Below are 23,142 nucleotides of genomic sequence, written 5' to 3'. Positions count from 1 at the left end.
ATTAAGTAAACTCGCTAGGCACCAATTGCATCATGTCAAAAAAACACCATAGGTTCCATTAAAATAAGATTTAAAAACACGGTATATTTGATTTTGTGGTCTAACCCTATTCGTTAATCTATTTTATCTATTCATAAATAGATATTAATAATAAATGGAATTCCTCATTTTTGAACACTGCTACACTTCAAGTGGATATACTTAACCATTGATGACTATAACGCCAACTCCACCGATAATTAAGTACTACCACTCAAAATTGGTTTTAAATACTAAAATATCACCTTATTCATTCATAAATAACTCACTAAAGAGCGATTTAACTTTTAGAAAATTAAAATAAAAATTCAGTAGTAATGATTAAAATTAATTTAGTTTATCTAGCCTAGATTATTGACAAATAGATTTAAGATAAGGAAAGATAACATCAGATGTTAAATAAAAAAAACATACAGGAGGGATTTATTACTCTTTAATATCAATAAATTAACATTATTAAATAGGTAAGGTATAAAGTTGCACATTTTAATTCATTATACGAATAAAGCCAGTTTTAATTATTGATTTTATATTCCCCCTAGCATTTCTTAAAAAAATTCAACAGGTCGGATATTCAAGCTCTCTTTAGTTATGATAAAAGAATAATACTGTGAAATGAGATTACAAACACAGCGATAACTAAAGTATAAAACATTCATAATAATGTTGGAGCATGAGAATAATGAATATTGTTGACCGTTTTATTTCTTACACCAAAGTGAATACCACCACTGATCGGGAAAAAGGCGCTGCGGGGATCATGCCATCCTCCGAAGGGCAACGTGTATTAGCCAAACAACTTGTACAAGAGTTAGAGGCACTCGGCGCTGAAGATATCAAACTGCGTGATACCGCCATTGTGACAGCGACTTTGCCGTCTAACCTTGATTACGACGTCCCAACTGTCGCGTTTTTTGGTCACCTAGACACAAGTGCAGAGCAAACCAATGATACTAAAGCACAAATCTTACCTTATACTGGTGAAGACTTGTGCATGAACAAAGAACTCAATATTTATCTACGCAAAAGTGAGTTCCCTGAACTGGTGAATTATATCGGAGATGACATCATTGTCACTGATGGAACCAGCTTATTAGGTGCAGATGATAAAGCGGCTATCGCATCTATTATGGATATGTTGCAATACTTCAAACAAAACCCAGACATCAAACATGGCACTATCAAAGTCGGTTTTGTACCAGATGAAGAACAGGGTCTGCGCGGTGCCAAAGTATTTGATGTCAAAGAGTTTGGTGCAGATTTTGCTTATACCCTCGACTGCTGTGGTATTGGTGAATTAGTGTATGAAAACTGGAATGCAGGGGATGCAGAGATTATCTTTACTGGTAAATCAGCTCACCCAATGTCGGCAAAAGGTAAATTAATCAACTCATTACTGATGGCGCAAAAATTTATTGCCATGCTACCGGGTGGTGAAGCACCTGAATATACTGAAGGCCGTGAAGGCTATTACTGGGTTAAACAAATGTCAGGAAATAGCGCGCGTACCGTGTTAAAAATGGACGTTCGTGATTTCACGGAAGAAGGCTACCGTGTACGTATGGCTTTCTTGAAAAAACTGGCTGAAAATTGTGAAGACTTGTGGGGTAAAGAAAGCGTCGTTTGTAAGCTAGCGGATCGCTATTCTAATGTGTATAACAGCCTGCAAGGTGAAAATAGCTATCCGATTGATATTGCTGTCGATGCTTACCAAGCCTGTGGCATTACACCGAAAGTTATCCCAATGCGCGGTGGCTATGATGGCGCGGCATTGTCGCAAAATGGCTTACCTTGCCCAAATATTTTCACGGGCGCGCATAACTTCCATTCAATCTATGAATACCTCCCTGTGAAATCTCTGTACGCAGCAAGTAATGTTCTGAAGCAAGTGGTCCAGATCACCGCTGAACGCTTCAAACCAGGAGCAAAAGCATGATCCCAATTCTAACGGTTCTGATTATCGTTGTTTTGGTTGCACGGTTTATTTTGAAGGGCTACAAAGCAGAACCCGTGTTATTAATCGCGGGTTTAGCGCTGATGATCTTCACCATGGCATTGGGTTGGGGTCCAATCCTGCCTAAAAACGTTGCAACCACAGGGATAACTTGGCTTGACCCATTTGAAGTGATGCGAGACCTTTTCAGTAGTCGTGCAGCAGACCTTGGTTTGATGATCATGGCGCTGATGGGCTTTGCACAATATATGGACCATATCGGTGCCAATGAAGCCGTGGTTCGTGTTGCCACTAAGCCACTGAAAAATATGCGCTCGCCATATGTGCTGTTGTTTTTCTCTTTCTTACTAGCAAGTATCCTGCAACTCGCTATCCCATCTGCAACAGGCCTTGCCGTGTTGTTAATGGGCACCATGTTCCCTATCATGATTGGCTTAGGTTTATCACCAGCCTCTGCGGCTGGGGTGATCGCCACTTCGCTCGGCGTTGCCTATACGCCAACGGCTATTGATGCTATCCGAGGTGCGAAAGCTGTCGACATGTCTGTCGTTGAATATGTGCTTTACTACCAAGGCCCTGCGGCATTAGCCACCGTGCTTGTCGTTGGTATTACCCATATTTTCTGGCAGCGACATTGTGACCGCAAACAAGGTTTTGTGCCTGAGATCGGGAAAGCCGTTCAGTCTCACGAAAAAGAAGAAAGTAAAAAATCCGTCCCGGGATACTATGCATTTCTTCCTATGCTACCAATCGTGATGGCAGTTGGTACATCCAATCTATTCTTTGCAGGTATTCACTTAGATGTGGTGACCATTGTATTAATTGCAATGGCAATTTGTATGGTGATTGAAACTCTAAGAATACGTAATTTTAAATTGGTATGTAATGGTTTCCAAACATTCCTTAATGGGATGGGACACGCTTTCAGTAACGTTGTTGGTTTACTTGTTGCTGCTGGGGTATTTGCTCACGGTATCAAAGTCAGTGGTGCTATCGACCAACTGATTTTAGGTGCAGAGTCTGTCGGTTTACCACCGTTTGCCATGGCGATCGTTTTCGCCCTCGTCACACTCGCAGCCGCAATTATCATGGGCTCAGGTAATGCACCATTCTTAGCGTTTGTGGAGTTGATTCCACAAATCGCACACAGCATGGGCGTGAACCCGATTTCAATGATCCTACCAATGCAGCAAGCTTCCCATATGGGTCGTGGTATGTCTCCTGTTGCAGGGGTGATCATTGCCGTATCCAGTGGTGCTAAGCTACAGCCTTTCGATGTAGTGAAACGAACGGCGGTACCGCTAATGGTCGGTTTTGTTGCGCATTGTGCAATCATTGGTATCTTCTATTAGTCCGTAACGCTATACGCAAAAATAGAAAAGAGGGAGATTATCCCTCTTTTTTTGTCTAAAAATCAGTCATCAATGGGTACATTGGCAAGGTTTAACCACATCATGGTGCTTATCGGGCTCTTTTGAGCAGCAAGCATCAATCGTCTTATTGATAATCTCAGCTAACGTATTAACCGTCGCTATAATCAAAGGAAGTTGCTCACAAACTGTTGCACAGCTAGATTTCTCTATTTCCGGACGCCCTGGAGGCGTTAAGCTATCGCATAAAATTTCCTGTAAGACTAACGTGAAATTCGCGATCCCAGTGGTATAAATGTATGAACGTCCTCCCGTTTGTACTGCTAGGCGCTCGTATTCTTTTGTGACTTTGTCACGGTCACCCAAGGTTGGGAAGCGGTCAATATTTGACGGGTCATCATTCGGTGTCCCTTGGTAGGTATACACTTTGACGTGGGCATTTTGTGCAACGGTAATCGCTTCATTATTTTTCAGTACTGCCGCACTGGTTAACGTCCCTCCCCCGCCCTCTAAACCTTCATCTCCCAACACAAAAATCGCGCGGCGTGCATTGTCACGCCAATCAAAATAGTTACTGACATCAATGACTGCACGGCACAAATCCTCTTTGTTACCGGCATGGTCAATGCCATCAGCCTCTTTAAAAGGCTGCCTTGCTTGTAAACTGCCTTGGCTAACACCCAAGGCCGTTAAATAATCACTCACTGATTGATCAAACTTAGTTTTATCCCACGTTCCTTGAATACCTAAAAACGTAGCGCGTAGCTGTGAGGGGCATTCTGCTGATGCTTTTTCAATCGCAGCATCGATTTGCTGACTCAAATCGCTAGATTCATCCGACATTGATCCACTGGTATCAATAATAACAACTAAATCCAATGCAATAGAGCCACTACCCGTCACAATTTGAGAGGTGGCTATCGCACCAAGTGAGTTCACAGGAAGGTTCGAATTTATAACAGGATTGGTCATATCATTATCAATTTGGTTGTTTACAACATCTTTATCCATTTAATATTCCTTTTAAATTTTAAATAAAAATATACCTAATAGTGATTTCATAAATTATTACCTCATGTTTTTATCGAGGTAATTTATTATCACTTATTTTAATTCATCTTCTTCCCATAAAAATTAAAAGTGGTTTTTATAATTAAATGGATAATTTTTTTTAACAAACACTAATAAAACATCAAGTTTATTATTACGAGATTAACCTTTATATTGCTTCAACTTTTTTATGCTACTTAAATAAAAAACAAGAATAACCAACAAAAATAATAACCTAACCCAATGGCTAACATCATAAAAACAAACAATTGATCTCACCAGTGACTACCCATAGATAAAAATGAAAAAATTCAATCAACCTTTTGAAATTTATAACAACTCAATAAAATGGCAACTTAGACATTATGTAAACTCTATCACTTCCTTATATTCAATTTCTTCATATTCTTCTTATTACACTTTCAAAATTAAATAATTTTAATTCCATTTTTCATAAAAGGACTCAATATGAATTTAAAAACGCGCAGTTTGTTATTACTGCAAAACACCCGCTTTTTAACACTCGCCACACAAGGTGATGACCAATTACCTTGGGCATCAACCGTCGAACATTGCGTTAAATTAAACCCGCTACGCTTTATTTGGTTTTCATCTCGGCAAGCTAAGCATTCTAAAAATATCCAACAAAACGAAAAGGTCAGTGGATCATTATTTAATCACTCATTGCCTGAAATGCTACAGTTTGGCCTTGATGGAATGCAATTTACTGGGAAAGCACGTGAGCTATCCGCGATGGAATGTGAGGAAGCATTGGATGAATTTTACCCCCAATCTCCCTTTGATGAAGTTTCAACCAATAGTGCTCGAATTCCACTTGATGAGTTAAGTGGTAATGGCCATTCGCGCTTTTATGAAATCACTGTTGAAAATTTATGGATGTTCGATATGAAAAGCTGGGAGGAAAAACAAGAAAATCGAAGAGTCACCGTACCGATATCATTACTTAGTAATAGATAAACTTATTTCCATTACTCATAAAAAAACCGGCGCCTTACGACACCGGTTTCTATCAAGATACACTTGGATATCAGAAATTAGTTCTGGTTATCACTCGTGAAACCTGCATTTAACAGTTCAGCTAAGTTCGCTGTTGCTTCATCTGCGCTAACTTGTGGAGCTTCCACAACGTCGTTCAGATGACGGCGACGGATACGGTCTTGGTGATACGCAAAACCAGTACCAGCTGGGATCAGACGTCCAACAATAACGTTTTCTTTCAGACCACGCAGTTCATCACGTTTACCTGCTACCGCTGCTTCTGTCAGTACGCGTGTTGTTTCTTGGAACGATGCTGCTGAGATAAAGGACTCTGTTGCCAGAGATGCTTTAGTGATACCCAACAGGTCGCGTGCGTAATTGGCTGGAATTTTACCTTCAACTTCCAGTTTACGGTTAGAAACTTTAACACGTGAGTACTCGACTTGTTCACCTTCGAGGAATTCAGAACTTCCTGCATCCGCGATTGTTACTTTACGCAGCATCTGACGAACGATAACTTCGATGTGTTTATCGTTTATCTTAACGCCTTGTAAGCGGTAAACTTCCTGAACCTCGTTCGTGATATAACGCGTAACAGCATGGACACCACGCAGACGCAGAATATCATGTGGAGATTCTGGACCATCAGAAACAACGTCACCGCGTTCAACGATCTCACCTTCGAACACGTTGAGCTGACGCCATTTAGGGATCATCTCTTCGTACGGATCGCTACCATCTAATGGGGTGATAACCAGACGACGTTTCCCTTTGGTTTCTTTACCAAACGAGATAATACCGCTGATTTCAGCCAAGATTGCAGGCTCTTTCGGACGACGTGCTTCGAACAAGTCAGCTACGCGTGGCAGACCACCCGTGATATCTTTCGTACCCACAGATTCTTGTGGAATACGCGCTAAAGTATCACCCGCATTAATAGCAACGCCATCGTCTAACTGAACAATTGCTTTACCCGGTAAGAAGTACTGGGTTGGCATGTCTGTGTTAGGGATAAGTACATCGTTACCATTTGCGTCAATAACACGCAGAGCAGGACGCAGGTCTTTACCACCACTGGTACGTTCCGCAGAATCCAGAACAACGATTGAAGACAGACCGGTTAATTCATCAGTCTGACGCGTCATTGTTTGACCATCAAGCATGTCAGAGAAGCTGATGAAACCAGAAACTTCACTGACGACTGGCATGGTATGTGGATCCCAGTTCGCAACAGTTTCGCCACCCGTTACCGCAGCGCCATCACCTTTAGACAGGTGCGCACCGTAAGGAACTTTGTAGCTTTCTTTCGTACGACCGAATTCGTCAATCAGACGCAGTTCAGTATTACGTGAAGTAATAACCAGTTTGCCTTCTGAGTTCGTCACGTATTTCGCGTTGAACAGTTTCAGCGTACCTGTGTTACGTACTTGGATGCTAGATTCAGCTGCCGCACGAGATGCCGCACCACCGATGTGGAACGTACGCATCGTTAACTGTGTACCCGGCTCACCGATTGACTGTGCCGCGATAACACCGATAGCTTCACCTTTGTTAATGATATGACCACGAGCAAGGTCACGACCATAACAGTGAGCACACACACCGAAGTCTGTTTCACAGCTTACAACTGAACGCACTTTCACGCTGTCGACGGAGTTAGCTTCTAACAGGTCACACAGTTTTTCGTGAAGCAGAGTGTTACGTGGAACCAGAATGTCCGCTGTACCTGGGATCAGGATATCTTCAGCAGTCACACGACCCAGTACACGCTCACGCAGTGGTTCTTTAACGTCGCCACCCTCGATAACCGGAGTCATCAGGATACCTTCGTGAGTTCCACAGTCGTCTTCAGTAACAACCAAGTCCTGTGCAACGTCGACTAAACGACGAGTCAGATAACCGGAGTTCGCTGTTTTCAATGCGGTATCGGCAAGACCTTTACGCGCACCGTGCGTTGAAATAAAGTACTGGAGAACGTTCAGACCTTCACGGAAGTTTGCCGTGATTGGTGTTTCGATGATGGAGCCATCTGGCTTAGCCATCAGACCACGCATACCCGCCAACTGACGAATCTGAGCGGCGGAACCACGAGCACCGGAGTCGGCCATCATAAAGATACTGTTGAAAGAAACTTGTTGTTCTTCGACGCCATCACGGTTGATAACGGATTCAGTTGACAAGTTTTCCATCATCGCTTTAGCAACACGTTCGTTTGCCGCTGCCCAGATATCGATAACTTTGTTGTAACGTTCGCCTGCTGTAACCAGACCAGACTGGAACTGTTCCTGAATTTCTGCCACTTCTGCTTCTGCTTCGGCGATGATCCCAGCTTTTTTCTCTGGAATAACCATATCGTCGATACCAACTGATGCACCTGAACGTGCCGCATAGGCAAATCCGGTATACATGATTTGGTCAGCAAAAATAACCGTAGGCTTCAGGCCCAGAACACGGTAACAGGTGTTCAGCATTTTAGAGATCGCTTTCTTACCTAACGCTTGGTTAACCAGCGCGTAAGGCAGACCTTTTGGTACGATCATCCATAAAATTGCACGACCAACCGTGGTATCAACTAACCCCGTGTTGATAGTGATGTTACCTTCCGAATCTTTTACTTCTTCAGTGATACGGACTTTAACGCGGGCATGCAGTGAAGCATGACCTGAACGGTAAACACGCTCAGCTTCTTTAGGACCGGCTAATACCATGCCCTCGCCTTTCGCGTTTACGCAGTCACGCGTCATGTAGTAGAGACCCAATACAACGTCCTGTGAAGGAACGATGATAGGCTCACCACTTGCAGGTGACAGGATGTTGTTAGTTGACATCATCAACGCACGTGCTTCTAACTGAGCTTCCAGAGTCAAAGGAACGTGTACCGCCATTTGGTCTCCATCGAAGTCGGCGTTGTATGCCGCACAAACGAGTGGGTGCAATTGGATAGCTTTACCTTCGATCAAAATTGGTTCGAACGCTTGAATACCCAGACGGTGAAGTGTTGGTGCACGGTTCAGCATGACTGGGTGTTCGCGGATAACTTCATCCAAGATATCCCAAACAACGGCTTCTTCGCGCTCAACCATTTTCTTCGCAGCTTTGATGGTTGTTGCCAGACCACGTAATTCTAATTTGCCATAGATAAATGGTTTGAATAACTCAAGAGCCATTTTCTTCGGCAGACCGCACTGATGCAGACGCAGGTATGGACCTACGGTGATAACAGAACGACCTGAGTAGTCAACACGCTTACCAAGTAAGTTCTGACGGAAACGACCTTGTTTACCTTTGATCATATCTGCCAAAGATTTCAGAGGACGTTTGTTAGAACCTGTGATAGCACGACCACGACGACCGTTATCTAACAACGCATCAACCGCTTCTTGCAACATACGTTTTTCGTTACGTACGATGATGTCTGGCGCAGCCAGATCCAGAAGGCGTTTCAGACGGTTATTACGGTTGATCACGCGACGATACAGATCGTTCAGATCCGACGTAGCGAAACGGCCACCATCGAGTGGAACTAATGGACGCAGATCCGGTGGTAATACTGGCAGCACGTTTAAGATCATCCACTCTGGTTTGTTACCAGATTGAATAAACGCTTCCAGCAGTTTGATACGTTTGGTCAGCTTTTTACGCTTAGTTTCAGAGTTAGTTTCGTTTAACTCTTCGCGCAGCGTTTCACACTCGTTCTCAAGATCGAGGTTTTTCAGCAGGCCTTGGATAGCTTCCGCACCCATTTTCGCATCAAATTCGTCACCGAATTCTTCCAGCGCATCTAAGTATTGCTCTTCTGTCAGAATCTGTGCGCGCTCAAGGCTAGTCATACCGCCTTCAACAACCACATATGATTCAAAGTACAGAACGCGTTCGATATCGCGCAGTGGCATATCGAGCAGCAAACCGATACGGGATGGCAGTGATTTTAAGAACCAAATATGTGCAGTCGGAGAAGCAAGTTCAATGTGACCCATGCGCTCACGACGGACTTTGGTCTGTGTAACTTCAACGCCACACTTCTCACAAATCACACCGCGGTGTTTTAAACGTTTGTACTTACCGCACAGACATTCGTAGTCTTTTACTGGCCCGAAAATACGCGCACAGAAAAGACCATCACGCTCAGGTTTGAACGTACGGTAGTTAATGGTTTCTGGCTTTTTCACTTCACCGAATGACCATGAACGGATCATATCAGGTGATGCCAGAGCAATCTTGATAGCATCAAACTCTTCGGTCTTGGTTTGCGCTTTCAGAAACTTTATTAAGTCTTTCACAAAATGCTCCTGTCGGAGTTAGACCTGTCAGGTGAGTGTTCAAAGCCACTCTCCCCAAATCCCAGTGCTTACATTGGCCGGAAGGCGAACCCTCCGGCACAAAACGAATTACTCGTCTTCCAGCTCGATGTTGATACCCAGTGAGCGGATTTCTTTCAGCAATACGTTGAAAGATTCCGGCATGCCAGGTTCCATCTGATGGCTGCCATCGACGATGTTTTTATACATCTTCGTACGGCCGTTAACGTCATCCGATTTAACTGTAAGCATTTCTTGAAGAGTATAGGCTGCACCGTATGCTTCTAGTGCCCACACTTCCATCTCCCCGAAACGCTGACCACCGAACTGCGCTTTACCACCCAGCGGTTGCTGAGTAACCAAGCTGTAAGAACCTGTTGAACGGGCGTGCATCTTATCGTCAACCAAGTGGTTCAGTTTCAGCATGTACATGTAGCCAACGGTAACTTGACGTTCAAAACGCTCGCCAGTACGACCATCGAATAATGTAATCTGACCTGAAGTTGGCAGACCGCCCAGTTTCAGCAGTTCTTTGATTTCTTTCTCTTTCGCACCATCAAACACTGGTGTCGCAATTGGCATACCTTTTTTCAGGTTCTCAGCCAAACGCATAACTTCTTCGTCAGAGAAAGTGTTCAAGTCAACTTTCTGGCGTGGGTCATCACCTAAATCGTACGCTTTTTGGATAAACTCACGCAGTTTGGCAACTTCTTCATGCTGTTTAAGCATAGCATTGATTTTCTCACCAATACCTTTTGCTGCCATCCCTAAGTGGGTTTCCAAAATCTGACCGATGTTCATACGTGATGGTACGCCCAGTGGGTTCAGAACGATGTCAACTGGGTTACCGTTTTCATCGTAAGGCATGTCTTCAACTGGGTTGATTTTTGAGATAACACCTTTGTTACCATGGCGACCCGCCATTTTATCACCCGGTTGGATCTGACGTTTAACAGCCAGATAAACCTTAACAATTTTCAGTACGCCAGGTGCCAGATCATCACCTTGGGTAATCTTACGACGTTTAGCATCGAGTTTTTTCTCGAACTCAGATTTCAGTTCGTCATACTGTTCAGCTAATTGCTCTAACTGGTTTTGCTTCTCTTCATCAGCTAAAGATAACTCTAACCAACGATCGCGAGGCAGTTTGTCCAGTTTTTCAGCTTCAATTCCGCCGTTAACCAGTACAGAACGAATACGAGCAAACAGGCCAGCTTCGAAAATACGCAGCTCTTCTGTTAAGTCTTTCTTCGCATCACGTAACTGAGTTTCTTCGATCTCTAATGCACGTTTGTCTTTCTCTACGCCATCACGGGTAAATACTTGTACGTCGATAACCGTACCAGAAACACCGTTAGGAACACGTAAAGAAGAGTCTTTAACGTCTGACGCTTTTTCACCGAAGATAGCACGCAGCAGTTTCTCTTCTGGGGTTAACTGAGTTTCACCTTTCGGTGTTACTTTACCAACCAGAATGTCGCCGCCTTTCACTTCTGCACCGATATAAACGATACCGGATTCATCCAGTTTAGAAAGTGCAGCTTCACCGACGTTTGGAATATCCGCAGTGATTTCTTCAGGCCCTAATTTGGTGTCACGAGACACACAAGAGAGTTCCTGAATATGGATCGTTGTGAAACGGTCTTCTTGAACAACACGCTCAGAAACTAAGATGGAGTCTTCGAAGTTATAACCATTCCATGGCATGAATGCCACGCGCATGTTTTGACCCAGTGCTAATTCGCCGAGGTCTGTTGAAGGACCATCTGCTAACACGTCACCACGTTCAACTGGCTCACCTAAAGATACGCAAGGCATCTGGCTAATACAGGTGTTCTGGTTAGAACGGGTATATTTAGTCAGGTTATAAATGTCGATTCCAGCTTCGCCTGGATACATCTCATCTTCGTTAACTTTGATAACGATACGAGAAGCATCAACGTACTGAACTGAACCACCGCGTCTTGCAACAGCCGTTACACCAGAGTCAACCGCTACTGCACGTTCCATACCTGTACCGACTAATGGTTTGTCAGCACGTAAAGTTGGAACCGCTTGACGTTGCATGTTCGCACCCATCAATGCACGGTTGGCGTCATCGTGTTCAAGGAATGGGATCAGTGACGCACCAACAGAAACAACCTGTTGAGTCGAAACGTCCATATATTCAACCTGTTCACGGCTGAATAAGCTTGATTCACCTTTGTTACGACAAGTGACTAACTCTTCGATAAAGCTACCATCTTCACCTAATACGGTGTTCGCCTGAGCAATGATGAAGTTACCTTCTTCAATCGCAGACAGATAGTGGATTTCATCAGTTACTAAGCCATCACGAACTAAACGGTATGGAGTTTCTAAGAAACCGTACTCATTGGTCTGTGCATAAACAGATAATGAGTTGATCAGACCGATGTTTGGACCTTCAGGCGTTTCGATTGGACATACACGACCGTAGTGAGTTGGATGTACGTCACGTACTTCAAAGCCCGCACGTTCACGAGTCAAACCACCTGGGCCTAATGCAGAGATACGACGTTTGTGCGTAATTTCAGACAGTGGGTTGTTCTGGTCCATAAATTGTGACAGCTGGCTGGAACCAAAGAACTCTTTAACTGCGGCTGAAATAGGCTTAGCGTTGATCATATCCTGTGGCATTAATGCATCGAGGTCGCCCAGAGAAAGACGCTCTTTCACTGCACGCTCAACACGAACCAGACCGACACGGAATTGGTTCTCTGCCATCTCACCAACGGAACGAATACGACGGTTACCTAAGTGGTCGATGTCATCGACTTCGCCTTTACCGTTACGGATATCGATGAGCTTGCGCATCACCTCGATGATGTCTTCTTCGCTCAGGATACCAGAACCTTCAATTTCATCGCGGTTCAGTGAACGGTTGAACTTCATACGACCTACAGCAGACAAGTCGTAACGGTCTTCAGAGAAGAACAGGTTCTCGAACAGGTTTTCTGCCGCTTCACGGGTCGGTGGCTCACCAGGACGCATCATGCGGTAGATTTCTACCAATGCACTCAGACGGTCGTTAGTTGGGTCGACACGAATAGTTTCAGAAATGTAAGCACCGTGGTCTAAGTCATTGGTAAACAATGTTTCGATTGTTTTATGACCAGACTGGCTCAGACGTGCCAACATGTCTAAAGAAAGCTCCATGTTCGCTGCACAAATCAGCTCACCGGTACTTTCATCGATGTAGTCTCTTGCAACAACTTTACCTGCGATATATTCAACAGGCACTTCGATGTTGCTAACTTCTTCTTTTTCTAACTGACGAATATGACGTGCAGTGATACGGCGGCCTTTTTCAACATAGACTTTACCGTTCGCTTCGATATCAAAAGAAGCAGTTTCACCACGCAGACGCTCAGGAACCAGCGTCATCATCAGTTTATTATCACGGATTTGGAATACAGTTTTATCGAAGAACAGATTTAAGATTTCTTCGGTATTGTAATCCATTGCACGCAGAATAATGGTCGCAGGTAATTTACGGCGACGGTCAATACGTACAAACAGGTTATCTTTCGGGTCGAATTCGAAATCAAGCCATGAACCACGGTAAGGAATAATACGTGCGTTATATAACACTTTACCTGAAGAGTGTGTTTTACCTTTATCGCTATCGAAGAACACACCTGGACTACGGTGTAACTGAGATACGATAACACGCTCTGTACCGTTGATAACGAAGGTTCCGTTTTCAGTCATGAGTGGAATTTCACCCATGTAGACTTCTTGTTCTTTGATATCTTTAACGGTGCCTTCTGGTGCTTCACGCTCATAAACGATGAGACGTAATTTAACACGCAGAGGAGCAGAATAAGTTACACCGCGAATTTGACATTCTTTAACATCAAAAACAGGCTCGCCTAAACGATAGCTGACATATTGCAGTTCAGCACTACCGCTGTAGCTCTGAATTGGAAACACAGAACGGAAAGCTGCTTCCAGCCCATTCTGGCCATCAGGATCTTGCTCGATAAACTTCTGGAACGAGTCAAGTTGGATAGAAAGGAGGTAAGGTATATCCAAAACTTGTGGACGTTTACCAAAGTCCTTACGAATACGTTTTTTCTCGGTATAGGAGTAAACCATAGGTTTCCTCAGCTCGTTGATCAGTGACCCAAGTGGTTAGCTCTTAAAAAAGAGTCTTAACCGCAACGCGTTTTATATAAGAAATGGAAAATGAATACTTTCCGTAATACTCATTGCTATTACTCTTAAATCATTTCATTGTGCGCTTTGGCTACCGAGCTACCCGAGCGGGTCGTAGCGAAGAACACAGTATATTAAGTCGTCAATAGAAAGAAGTATTGGAGGGTTGTTGTTAACAATAAAACTGCGTGAAAAGCTGTTAACACCCATCACGCTTTACAGCGCAAAAAGGCTGGTGATTAAAAAATCACCAGCCGTCAGCCTAATTAGATTAAGCTGCGTTCTTGAAATTGAACTTATTTAAGTTCAACAGAAGCGCCTGCTTCTTCAAGAGCTTTCTTCAGAGTTTCAGCTTCGTCTTTGCTTGCAGCTTCTTTGATTGTCGCTGGAGCTGACTCTACCATGTCTTTAGCTTCTTTCAGGCCAAGACCGGTTGCGCCACGAACTGCTTTGATAACTGCAACTTTGTTACCGCCGATAGCAGACAGAACAACGTCGAATTCAGTTTTTTCTTCAGCAGCTTCAGCAGCAGCACCTGGAGCAACAGCAACAGCTGCAGCAGCAGAAACGCCGAATTTTTCTTCCATCATAGTAATCAGTTCAACAACGTCCATTACAGACATTTCTGCAACTGCATCAAGGATTTGGTCTTTAGTGATAGACATAACAAGTGTTCCTAAAATTCAGAAATAGTTTATACGTTAAAAAGCAACGAAGGAAAGGGCTTATGCAGCTTCTTTCTGATCGCGCAGAGCAGCCAGAGTACGAACCAATTTGCCGGCAGCGGCTTCTTTCATGGTTGCCATCAGGCGTGCGATTGCTTCATCGTAAGTTGGGAGAGTTGCCAGACGATCGATATCTTTCGCTAGGATTAACTCACCTTCAAAGGCCGCAGCTTTAATCTCAAATGCTGGATTCGCTTTCGCGAACTCTTTGAACAGACGAGCGCCAGCGCCCGGGTGTTCGTTAGAGAAAGCAATTAAGGTTGGACCGACAAACACGTCTTTCAGTACATCGTAAGAAGTACCTTCAACAGCACGGCGAATCAGTGTGTTACGAACAACACGGATATAAACGCCAGCTTCGCGACCTGCTTTACGCAGTTCAGTCATTTTTGCTACAGTTACGCCGCGTGAATCAGCAACAACTGCAGAAAGCGCGCCTTTGGCTACTTCGCTGACTTCAGCAACAATCGCTTGTTTGTCTTGAAGATTTAGTGCCATTAGCTTCTTGCTCCTGGATTAACCGGGAAACCCCCGGGACTCACATCACTCAGATACAACATGTATTTGAGCGCTAAAACACGGTGAGCAGAATAGAATCCAGAATAAAATTCTAGGTATCTCTGTCACCGTCTACGCAGGTAAATTAAGTGACTATAAATAGCACACCTGCGGTCTTGGACGGGGTCTGGAAAGGCCAGACTCCATACCGAAATTTGTGGTTTGTTGGGTACATTGCTATACCCAACAAACTCAAGGCGTCAAATTTTATACAAAATCAACGCAAAGGTAAAGCCTAATTACTTATTAGCCGAAGCTATAGCAATTAAACTGTCGCTGACAGACCAGCTTGGTCAACAGCAACACCTGCACCCATAGTGGTAGACAGGCTAACTTTCTTGATGAAAATACCTTTAGCAGAAGCTGGTTTTGCTTTTTTCAGCGCGATCAGCAGTGCTTCTAGGTTTTCTTTCAGTTTGTCAGCGTCGAAATCAACTTTACCGATAGTGGTGTGGATGATTCCGTTTTTGTCGTTACGGTAGCGAACCTGACCTGCTTTAGCGTTATTAACCGCTTCAGCAACGTTAGGAGTTACAGTACCAACTTTCGGGTTTGGCATCAGACCACGTGGGCCTAAAACTTGACCTAATTGGCCAACAACGCGCATTGCATCTGGAGAAGCAATAACAACGTCAAAGTCCATTTCGCCAGCTTTGATTTTATCAGCCAGATCTTCCATACCAACCAATTCAGCGCCAGCAGCTTTAGCAGCTTCAGCGTTTGCGCCTTGTGCGAACACAGCAACGCGAACTGAACGGCCAGTACCGTGTGGCAGTACAGTTGCACCGCGAACGTTCTGGTCAGATTTACGAGCATCGATGCCCAGGTTAATAGCAACGTCAACGCTTTCAACGAATTTAGCAGTCGCTAATTCTTTCAGCAGTGCAACGGCTTCAGCGATGTCATACTGTTTAGTAGCATCAACTTTTTCACGGATATTGCGCATGCGCTTAGTCAGTTTAGCCATTGTCTTAGTCCTCCACAACCAGGCCCATGGAACGAGCAGTACCTTCGATTGAACGCATCATAGCGTCAACGTCAGCACCAGTCATGTCCGCAGCTTTAGTTTCAGCGATTTCGCGAATCTGAGCAGAGGTAACTTTACCTACTTTCTCTTTGTTAGGCTTGCCTGAACCAGACTTAACGCCAGCTGCTTTTTTCAGCAGAACGGCTGCAGGTGGAGTTTTGGTAACGAAAGTGAAAGAACGGTCTGCGTAAACAGTAATAACAACAGGAATTGGTAAACCTTTTTCCAGGCTGTCTGTTTTTGCGTTGAACGCTTTACAGAATTCCATGATGTTAACACCTTGTTGACCCAGAGCTGGACCAACTGGTGGACTTGGGTTCGCCATACCAGCTGCAACTTGCAGCTTAACGTAGGCTTGAACTTTCTTAGCCATGATATTTCCTCTAGATGGGTGATAGCGCCTTAACGTTTGTAAGGCTCCCCGTTAATTAAACATGCCCCGCCTATGTAAGCTCAATTAAGAAGCAAATTGGCAAAGCATAAAAACAAAAGGCGCGAAATTGTAGTCAAATTTCACGCCTTTTGCAAGTCAGTTTTGTCGTTTAGATTAGGCTTTTTCGACTTGGCCAAAATCCAATTCGACTGGAGTTGCACGACCGAAGATAGAAACAGAAACTTTTAAGCGGCTCTTTTCGTAATCAATTTCTTCAACAACACCGTTAAAGTCAGCAAATGGACCTTCGCTAACACGAACCATTTCACCTGGTTCAAACAGTGTTTTCGGACGTGGTTTATCACCAACTTGTTGTAAGCGGTTCATGATAGCATCAACTTCTTTATCGCTAATTGGTGCTGGACGGTCTGACGTCCCACCAATGAACCCCATTACACGAGGTACACTACGTACTAAGTGCCAAGAGTCATCGTTCATGACCATTTGGACTAAGACATAGCCTGGGAAGAATTTACGTTCACTCTTACGGCGCTGACCGCTACGGATTTCAACAACTTCTTCTGTTGGAACCATAACTTCGCCAAAAAAATCTTCCATAGCATGTAATTTGATATGTTCACGTAAAGATTGTGCTACGCGACCTTCAAAACCAGAGAATGCCTGAATGACATACCAGCGCTTTTTAGGTGAATCGGACATTTAGAATAACCTCAGGCTTGTAATAAATGAAACTAAACGCACCAGGATACCATCTAATCCCCACAGTATTAATGACATTACAGCCGTTACTGCGGCAACAATTAAAGTAGTTTGTAATGTTTCCTGGCGAGTTGGCCAAATGACTTTTCTCATCTCGACACGAGCTTCGCGTGCAAACGCCAGTGTTGCTTTACCTTTTGTTGTCCATAAAGCGACAGCACCTGCAATAGCGACCACAGCCACAACTGCAAAAGCACGCAGCGCGAGATTATATTGACGGAAGTAATAGTTGCCAACAATCGCAATTATTAATAGGGCACAGACAATTACCCATTTGAAAATGTCTGCACTGCGTCCACTTCCTTGAGCTTCGCTATTCGCACTCATAATTCAACCTGTTACCATGAAGTATGTACAAAGCCTGTTACCTACAAGGGTAAGTAATCAAGCCAAACCAATAGAATATGCCAACATATCCCTCAATTACTACAAACCAAGCCTGCAAAATTTGATAGGGATATCAATAACATCACCTGCGAGTTAAAGCAATTAGCCTTGTTAATGGAGGTAATTAGCGGTATTTGTTCTGCAAACACAACCCATTGCAGCCACATTCTATTTCGCAAGTACTATTCGTTCGTCAGTACTTTCCATTTCACAAGTGCTATCCATTTTGCAGGATTTTCAGCATGCTCAGTAAATTTTCAGCCACACCAATAGGAAAAATCAGGTTTTTTTTGTGGCAGCGGTAAAATATACCATATCTTCGGAGCAAAACCTTAATAAATCTCATATAACTGCGCAAAGGAACCGACGCAATTATCAATTCGTTGTTTCAGAGCCTATCTCACCAATAATTATTTAGAAATGATTGATGAGATAGGTTCTTAATTTTGCAACGTATAAAAAGGACGTCTATAAGACGCCCTTTTTACTAAGTAGTTCTTTCTTATTCAGAAAGAGCGGTATTATGCAATGATTTTTGCAACAACACCCGCACCTACAGTACGGCCACCTTCACGGATTGCGAAACGTAAACCGTCGTCCATCGCGATTGGGTGGATCAGGGTAACGATCATGTTGATGTTATCACCTGGCATTACCATCTCTACGCCTTCTGGCAGTTCGATAGTACCTGTTACGTCAGTTGTACGGAAGTAGAACTGTGGACGGTAACCTTTGAAGAATGGAGTGTGACGACCACCTTCATCTTTGCTCAGAATATATACTTCTGATTCAAATTTAGTGTGTGGCTTGATTGAACCTGGTTTAGCAAGAACTTGACCACGTTCGATTTCTTCACGTTTAGTACCACGCAGAAGAACACCAACGTTCTCACCCGCACGGCCTTCGTCCAGTAATTTACGGAACATTTCAACGCCAGTACAAGTTGTTTTAACCGTTTCTTTGATACCAACGATTTCAACTTCTTCACCAACTTTAACGATACCACGCTCAACACGGCCTGTTACTACTGTACCACGACCTGAGATTGAGAATACGTCTTCGATTGGCAGCAGGAACGGACGGTCAATTGCACGCTCTGGTTCTGGGATGTAAGAATCCAGGTAACCTGCTAATTCAACAATTTTCGCTTCCCACTCTGGGTTGCCTTCCAGCGCTTTCAGAGCTGAACCGCGAACAACTGGAGTGTCGTCGCCTGGGAAGTCGTACTGAGACAGTAACTCACGAACTTCCATTTCAACTAATTCTAACAGTTCTTCGTCATCAACCATGTCACATTTGTTCAGGAACACGATGATGTAAGGAACGCCAACCTGACGACCTAACAGGATGTGCTCACGAGTTTGTGGCATTGGGCCATCAGTCGCAGCAACAACCAGAATTGCACCGTCCATCTGTGCAGCACCAGTGATCATGTTTTTAACATAGTCGGCGTGTCCTGGGCAGTCTACATGTGCGTAGTGGCGAGTTGGAGTATCATACTCTACGTGAGAAGTAGAGATGGTGATACCACGCGCTTTTTCTTCTGGTGCGTTATCGATTTGGTCGAATGCACGAGCAGAACCGCCGTAAGTTTTAGCCAGAACAGTAGTGATAGCTGCTGTCAGAGTAGTTTTACCGTGGTCAACGTGGCCGATAGTACCAACGTTAACGTGCGGTTTTGAACGTTCAAATTTTTCTTTAGACACGACTCTATTCCTTATGGAGTTCCCTCTTCACGATAAAGAAGGAACTTAAATTAAAGTAGTTAACCGATGTAAAATCGATTACTTAGCGTTACGAGCTTCGATAACAGCCTGTGCAACGTTGTTTGGTGCTTCATTGTACTTCAGGAACTCCATAGAGTATGAAGCACGACCTTGTGTCTGAGAACGCAGGTCAGTAGCATAACCGAACATTTCTGACAATGGTACTTGTGCACGAACGACTTTACCAGTAGGCAGGTCATCCATACCTTCAATCATACCACGACGACGGTTCAGGTCACCAATAACATCACCCATGTAGTCTTCTGGTGTTTCCACTTCGACTTTCATGATTGGCTCAAGCAGAACAGGTTTAGCTTTTTTGAAGCCATCTTTAAACGCGAGTGAAGCCGCAAGTTTAAACGCCAGTTCAGAGGAGTCAACATCATGGTAAGAACCGAAATGCAGACGAACACCCATGTTAACAACAGGGTAGCCAGCTAATGGGCCAGATTTCAGCTGCTCTTGGATACCTTTGTCAACCGCAGGGATGTATTCAGTTGGAATTACACCACCTTTGATTTCGTTGACAAATTCGTAGTCCATTGGCAGGCCGTCTTTATCGTTTTTGTTCAGTGGGAACATATCGATAAGGACATGACCATACTGACCGCGACCACCAGACTGTTTCGCGTGTTTACCTTCGATGTCAGTCACTTTAGCAGTGATTGCTTCACGGTAAGCAACTTGAGGTTTACCAACGTTCGCTTCAACTTTAAATTCACGACGCATACGGTCAACCAGAACGTCCAAGTGCAATTCACCCATACCAGCGATGATAGTCTGATTAGTCTCTTCATCACTTGATACGCGGAATGATGGGTCTTCTTGAGCCAGACGGCCTAATGCGATACCCATTTTTTCTTGGTCAGCTTTAGTTTTTGGTTCGATTGCAACAGAGATTACTGGCTCTGGGAATTCCATACGCTCCAGGATGATTGGTGCATCAACTGCACATAAAGTATCACCTGTAGTTACGTCTTTCAGACCGATAGCCGCCGCGATGTCACCAGCGCGAACTTCTTTGATCTCTTCACGTTTGTTAGCGTGCATCTGAACGATACGGCCAAAACGTTCTTTTTTCGATTTCACTGCGTTCAGAACTGTGTCACCTGAGTTAACAACACCAGAGTAAACACGGAAGAACGTTAAGTTACCAACGAATGGGTCGGTTGCAATTTTAAATGCTAATGACGAGAATGGCTCATCATCACTTGCGTGACGCTCAGCAGGAGTGTCTTTACCGTCGTCCAGAATACCATTGATTGCAGGTACATCTGTTGGCGCAGGTAAGTAATCAACAACTGCATCCAGCATCGCCTGAACACCTTTGTTCTTAAATGCAGAACCACAGGTAACCAGGATAATTTCGCTTGCAAGAACACGTTGACGTAATGCAGCTTTAACTTCTGCTTCAGTCAGTTCTTCACCGCCCAGATATTTTTCCATCAGTTCTTCTGATGCTTCTGCTGCGGTTTCGATCAGGTTGTTGTGCCACTCTTCAGCTGCTTCTTGCAGGTTCGCAGGGATATCTTCGTATTCGAAGGTAACGCCCTGGTCTTCATCGCTCCACTTGATTGCTTTCATTTTCAGCAAGTCAACAACACCAGTGAACGACTCTTCTGCGCCGACTGGTAATTGCAGTGGAACTGCGTTAGCCGCTAAACGTGTTTTTAATTGCTCAACAACACGTAAGAAGTTCGCACCCATACGGTCCATTTTATTAACGAACGCGATACGTGGAACTTTATATTTGTTAGCCTGACGCCATACAGTTTCAGACTGTGGCTGAACACCACCAACTGCACAGTAAACCATTACTGCGCCATCAAGAACACGCATAGAACGTTCTACTTCGATTGTGAAGTCAACGTGTCCTGGGGTGTCGATGATGTTGATACGGTGTGGCTCATATTGTTTTGCCATACCAGACCAGAATGCAGTAGTCGCAGCAGATGTGATAGTAATACCACGCTCTTGCTCCTGCTCCATCCAGTCCATTGTTGCTGAACCTTCGTGGGTTTCACCGATTTTATGGTTTACACCAGTATAGAACAGAATACGTTCAGAAGTAGTGGTTTTACCTGCGTCGATGTGTGCGCTGATACCGATATTACGGTAGCGCGCGATGGGCGTTTGACGGGCCATTTTTTCCTCTCTCGTGGGCGTTCAATTCTTCATATAAAGGGCAGCAAAAGCTACCCTGAGATACATCACTAAGATTGGTAAGAAATTACCAACGGTAGTGTGCGAACGCCTTGTTAGCTTCTGCCATACGGTGAACGTCTTCACGTTTCTTAACGGATGAACCTTTGTTCTCAGCAGCGTCTGATAATTCATTTGCTAGGCGAAGTGCCATAGATTTATCACCGCGTTTACGAGCAGCATCAACGATCCAACGCATTGCCAGGGCATTACGACGAACCGGGCGAACTTCAACTGGAACTTGGTAAGTTGAACCACCAACACGGCGGGATTTAACTTCCACAGTCGGACGCACGTTATCCAGTGCTAATTCGAATGCATCAAGTTCAGTTTTACCAGAACGCTGAGCCAGAGTTTCAAGCGCAGTATATACGATTGCTTCAGCAGTAGATTTTTTCCCGTCTACCATCAGGATGTTTACAAACTTGGCCAGTAATTCTGATCCGAACTTAGGATCTGGAAGAATTTTACGTTGACCTATTACGCGACGACGTGGCATGGATATGACTCCGTTGTTAATTCAGGTTTGTCCAAAACTCTACGAGAGTATTTTGACATTAAGATTAAAATGTTTGGCCTTACTTAACGGTAATCCATTAAGCCTTAGGTTTTTTCGCGCCGTATTTAGAACGAGCTTGCTTACGGTCTTTAACACCAGAACAGTCCAGTGCGCCGCGAACGGTGTGATAACGCACACCTGGCAAGTCTTTAACACGACCGCCACGGATAAGGATTACGGAGTGTTCCTGCAAGTTGTGGCCTTCACCACCGATGTAGGAAGATACTTCGAAACCATTCGTTAAACGAACACGGCATACTTTACGTAATGCTGAGTTTGGTTTTTTAGGAGTGGTAGTATATACACGAGTACATACGCCACGTTTTTGCGGGCAAGCTTCCAGTGCTGGAACGTTGCTTTTAACAACTTTCGAGCTACGAGATTTGCGTACCAGCTGATTAATAGTTGCCATTATTAAAAAAGCTCCTGGTTTTTTTGCTTCGTAAACACGGATTTTGACCTCGTTCGCCAACATGACGATACACGAGGACGCGAAATTTTATTGCCGACTGAGTCAGGTGTCAAGAAATATACAACTTTTAGTGCCTTTATAGGGCAAAATGTTGTTTTTGGACTTCTGTTAGCTTCACAAAACCTTGATATGTGATCACAGAAACGGCGGGTGATAGGGTATTTTGCAACCCTCGAGCGTTAATATCGACATCCAAGGCATATAATTGTGCCCCCGTTTTTTGCAATGCATCAAGGTAAGGTGACTGCGATATTGCAGTAGCCACGCCATCTTGCATCAATAAAACCGCGTCTTTATCTGTAATTAGGCGAAGTATGGCCGAAAAATCACAGTTAAACGGAGATGTTGCTAATGTATAAAGCATAGAAACGATCCTACTATAGATCAAAAAACAACCCAAGCTC

Annotated in this window: 17 protein-coding genes; 3 read left to right on the top strand and 14 right to left on the bottom strand. The window is 44.0% G+C overall.

Going from position 1 to position 23,142, the window contains the following annotated elements; all coding sequences use genetic code 11:
- Positions 1-721: 721 nt before the first annotated feature.
- Positions 722-1,975: a peptidase T gene (gene pepT / locus J6836_RS19350; RefSeq protein WP_219245472.1), complete on the top strand. Its 1,254-nt coding sequence runs from the start codon at positions 722-724 to the stop codon at positions 1,973-1,975.
- The gene (gene dcuC, locus J6836_RS19345) at positions 1,972-3,345 is read left to right on the top strand and encodes a C4-dicarboxylate transporter DcuC (protein ID WP_219245471.1); all 1,374 of its coding nucleotides are present in this window, start codon (positions 1,972-1,974) and stop codon (positions 3,343-3,345) included. Before pepT ends, dcuC begins: the two co-directional genes overlap by 4 nt.
- Positions 3,346-3,414: 69 nt before the next feature.
- Here the strand turns inward: dcuC and J6836_RS19340 are convergent, their stop codons facing one another.
- Positions 3,415-4,374, bottom strand: coding sequence for a VWA domain-containing protein (locus J6836_RS19340; protein WP_219245470.1), 960 nt, complete (start codon positions 4,372-4,374; stop codon positions 3,415-3,417).
- Between the two features lie 507 nt (positions 4,375-4,881).
- On the opposite strand from J6836_RS19340, the gene J6836_RS19335 reads away from it, so the two are divergent.
- On the top strand, positions 4,882-5,391 hold the full coding sequence (locus tag J6836_RS19335; protein ID WP_219245469.1) for a pyridoxamine 5'-phosphate oxidase family protein: 510 nt from the start codon (positions 4,882-4,884) through the stop codon (positions 5,389-5,391).
- 77 nt (positions 5,392-5,468) lie between these two features.
- On the opposite strand, the gene rpoC is transcribed toward J6836_RS19335, so the two are convergent.
- From rpoC to tusB, 13 genes are all read right to left on the bottom strand, one after another.
- Positions 5,469-9,692 carry a DNA-directed RNA polymerase subunit beta' gene (rpoC, locus tag J6836_RS19330; RefSeq protein ID WP_219245468.1) on the bottom strand — a complete coding sequence of 1,408 codons (4,224 nt, stop codon included), beginning with the start codon at positions 9,690-9,692 and terminating at the stop codon, positions 5,469-5,471.
- 108 nt (positions 9,693-9,800) lie between these two features.
- Positions 9,801-13,829: a DNA-directed RNA polymerase subunit beta gene (gene rpoB, locus J6836_RS19325; protein ID WP_219245467.1), complete on the bottom strand. Its 4,029-nt coding sequence runs from the start codon at positions 13,827-13,829 to the stop codon at positions 9,801-9,803.
- A gap of 356 nt (positions 13,830-14,185) precedes the next feature.
- A complete protein-coding gene (gene rplL, locus J6836_RS19320; protein WP_219245466.1) occupies positions 14,186-14,554 on the bottom strand; it encodes a 50S ribosomal protein L7/L12 in 369 nt (122 codons plus the stop codon).
- 60 nt (positions 14,555-14,614) lie between these two features.
- The gene (gene rplJ, locus J6836_RS19315; protein WP_219245465.1) at positions 14,615-15,112 is read right to left on the bottom strand and encodes a 50S ribosomal protein L10; all 498 of its coding nucleotides are present in this window, start codon (positions 15,110-15,112) and stop codon (positions 14,615-14,617) included.
- Positions 15,113-15,437: 325 nt separating this feature from the next.
- Positions 15,438-16,139: a 50S ribosomal protein L1 gene (gene rplA, locus J6836_RS19310; RefSeq protein ID WP_219245464.1), complete on the bottom strand. Its 702-nt coding sequence runs from the start codon at positions 16,137-16,139 to the stop codon at positions 15,438-15,440.
- Positions 16,140-16,143: 4 nt separating this feature from the next.
- Positions 16,144-16,572, bottom strand: coding sequence for a 50S ribosomal protein L11 (gene rplK / locus J6836_RS19305; protein WP_164456258.1), 429 nt, complete (start codon positions 16,570-16,572; stop codon positions 16,144-16,146).
- 174 nt (positions 16,573-16,746) lie between these two features.
- A complete protein-coding gene (gene nusG / locus J6836_RS19300) occupies positions 16,747-17,292 on the bottom strand; it encodes a transcription termination/antitermination protein NusG (RefSeq protein ID WP_219245463.1) in 546 nt (181 codons plus the stop codon).
- Entirely contained in the window at positions 17,293-17,679 is a 387-nt protein-coding gene (gene secE / locus J6836_RS19295; protein WP_004265885.1) for a preprotein translocase subunit SecE, read from the bottom strand.
- A gap of 581 nt (positions 17,680-18,260) precedes the next feature.
- Positions 18,261-19,445 (bottom strand): elongation factor Tu, encoded by a 1,185-nt coding sequence (tuf, locus tag J6836_RS19290; protein ID WP_219245007.1) that lies wholly within the window; start codon positions 19,443-19,445, stop codon positions 18,261-18,263.
- Positions 19,446-19,523: 78 nt separating this feature from the next.
- Positions 19,524-21,650 (bottom strand): elongation factor G, encoded by a 2,127-nt coding sequence (gene fusA, locus J6836_RS19285; protein ID WP_219245462.1) that lies wholly within the window; start codon positions 21,648-21,650, stop codon positions 19,524-19,526.
- An 85-nt stretch (positions 21,651-21,735) separates the two neighbouring features.
- Positions 21,736-22,206, bottom strand: coding sequence for a 30S ribosomal protein S7 (gene rpsG, locus J6836_RS19280; protein WP_219245461.1), 471 nt, complete (start codon positions 22,204-22,206; stop codon positions 21,736-21,738).
- A gap of 97 nt (positions 22,207-22,303) precedes the next feature.
- The gene (gene rpsL / locus J6836_RS19275) at positions 22,304-22,678 is read right to left on the bottom strand and encodes a 30S ribosomal protein S12 (RefSeq protein WP_004265905.1); all 375 of its coding nucleotides are present in this window, start codon (positions 22,676-22,678) and stop codon (positions 22,304-22,306) included.
- A gap of 136 nt (positions 22,679-22,814) precedes the next feature.
- Positions 22,815-23,102, bottom strand: coding sequence for a sulfurtransferase complex subunit TusB (gene tusB, locus J6836_RS19270; protein ID WP_219245460.1), 288 nt, complete (start codon positions 23,100-23,102; stop codon positions 22,815-22,817).
- Positions 23,103-23,142: the final 40 nt, after the last annotated feature.

The sequence above is a fragment of the Providencia sp. R33 genome, from assembly GCF_019343475.1.
Taxonomy (GTDB): Bacteria; Pseudomonadota; Gammaproteobacteria; order Enterobacterales; family Enterobacteriaceae; genus Providencia.
This window is presented reverse-complemented; position numbering and strand designations above follow the sequence as displayed.

Excerpts from the sequence above, each read along its gene's own strand:
- fusA (WP_219245462.1), bottom strand. The coding sequence starts at position 21,650 with ATGGCCCGTCAAACGCCCATCGCGCGCTACCGTAATATCGGTATCAGC.
- dcuC (WP_219245471.1), top strand. The coding sequence starts at position 1,972 with ATGATCCCAATTCTAACGGTTCTGATTATCGTTGTTTTGGTTGCACGG.
- secE (WP_004265885.1), bottom strand. The coding sequence starts at position 17,679 with ATGAGTGCGAATAGCGAAGCTCAAGGAAGTGGACGCAGTGCAGACATT.
- rpsG (WP_219245461.1), bottom strand. The coding sequence starts at position 22,206 with ATGCCACGTCGTCGCGTAATAGGTCAACGTAAAATTCTTCCAGATCCT.
- rpoB (WP_219245467.1), bottom strand. The coding sequence starts at position 13,829 with ATGGTTTACTCCTATACCGAGAAAAAACGTATTCGTAAGGACTTTGGT.
- nusG (WP_219245463.1), bottom strand. The coding sequence starts at position 17,292 with ATGTCCGATTCACCTAAAAAGCGCTGGTATGTCATTCAGGCATTCTCT.
- rplJ (WP_219245465.1), bottom strand. The coding sequence starts at position 15,112 with ATGGCACTAAATCTTCAAGACAAACAAGCGATTGTTGCTGAAGTCAGC.
- pepT (WP_219245472.1), top strand. The coding sequence starts at position 722 with ATGAATATTGTTGACCGTTTTATTTCTTACACCAAAGTGAATACCACC.
- rplK (WP_164456258.1), bottom strand. The coding sequence starts at position 16,572 with ATGGCTAAGAAAGTTCAAGCCTACGTTAAGCTGCAAGTTGCAGCTGGT.
- rplL (WP_219245466.1), bottom strand. The coding sequence starts at position 14,554 with ATGTCTATCACTAAAGACCAAATCCTTGATGCAGTTGCAGAAATGTCT.
- rplA (WP_219245464.1), bottom strand. The coding sequence starts at position 16,139 with ATGGCTAAACTGACTAAGCGCATGCGCAATATCCGTGAAAAAGTTGAT.
- J6836_RS19340 (WP_219245470.1), bottom strand. The coding sequence starts at position 4,374 with ATGGATAAAGATGTTGTAAACAACCAAATTGATAATGATATGACCAAT.
- J6836_RS19335 (WP_219245469.1), top strand. The coding sequence starts at position 4,882 with ATGAATTTAAAAACGCGCAGTTTGTTATTACTGCAAAACACCCGCTTT.
- tusB (WP_219245460.1), bottom strand. The coding sequence starts at position 23,102 with ATGCTTTATACATTAGCAACATCTCCGTTTAACTGTGATTTTTCGGCC.
- rpsL (WP_004265905.1), bottom strand. The coding sequence starts at position 22,678 with ATGGCAACTATTAATCAGCTGGTACGCAAATCTCGTAGCTCGAAAGTT.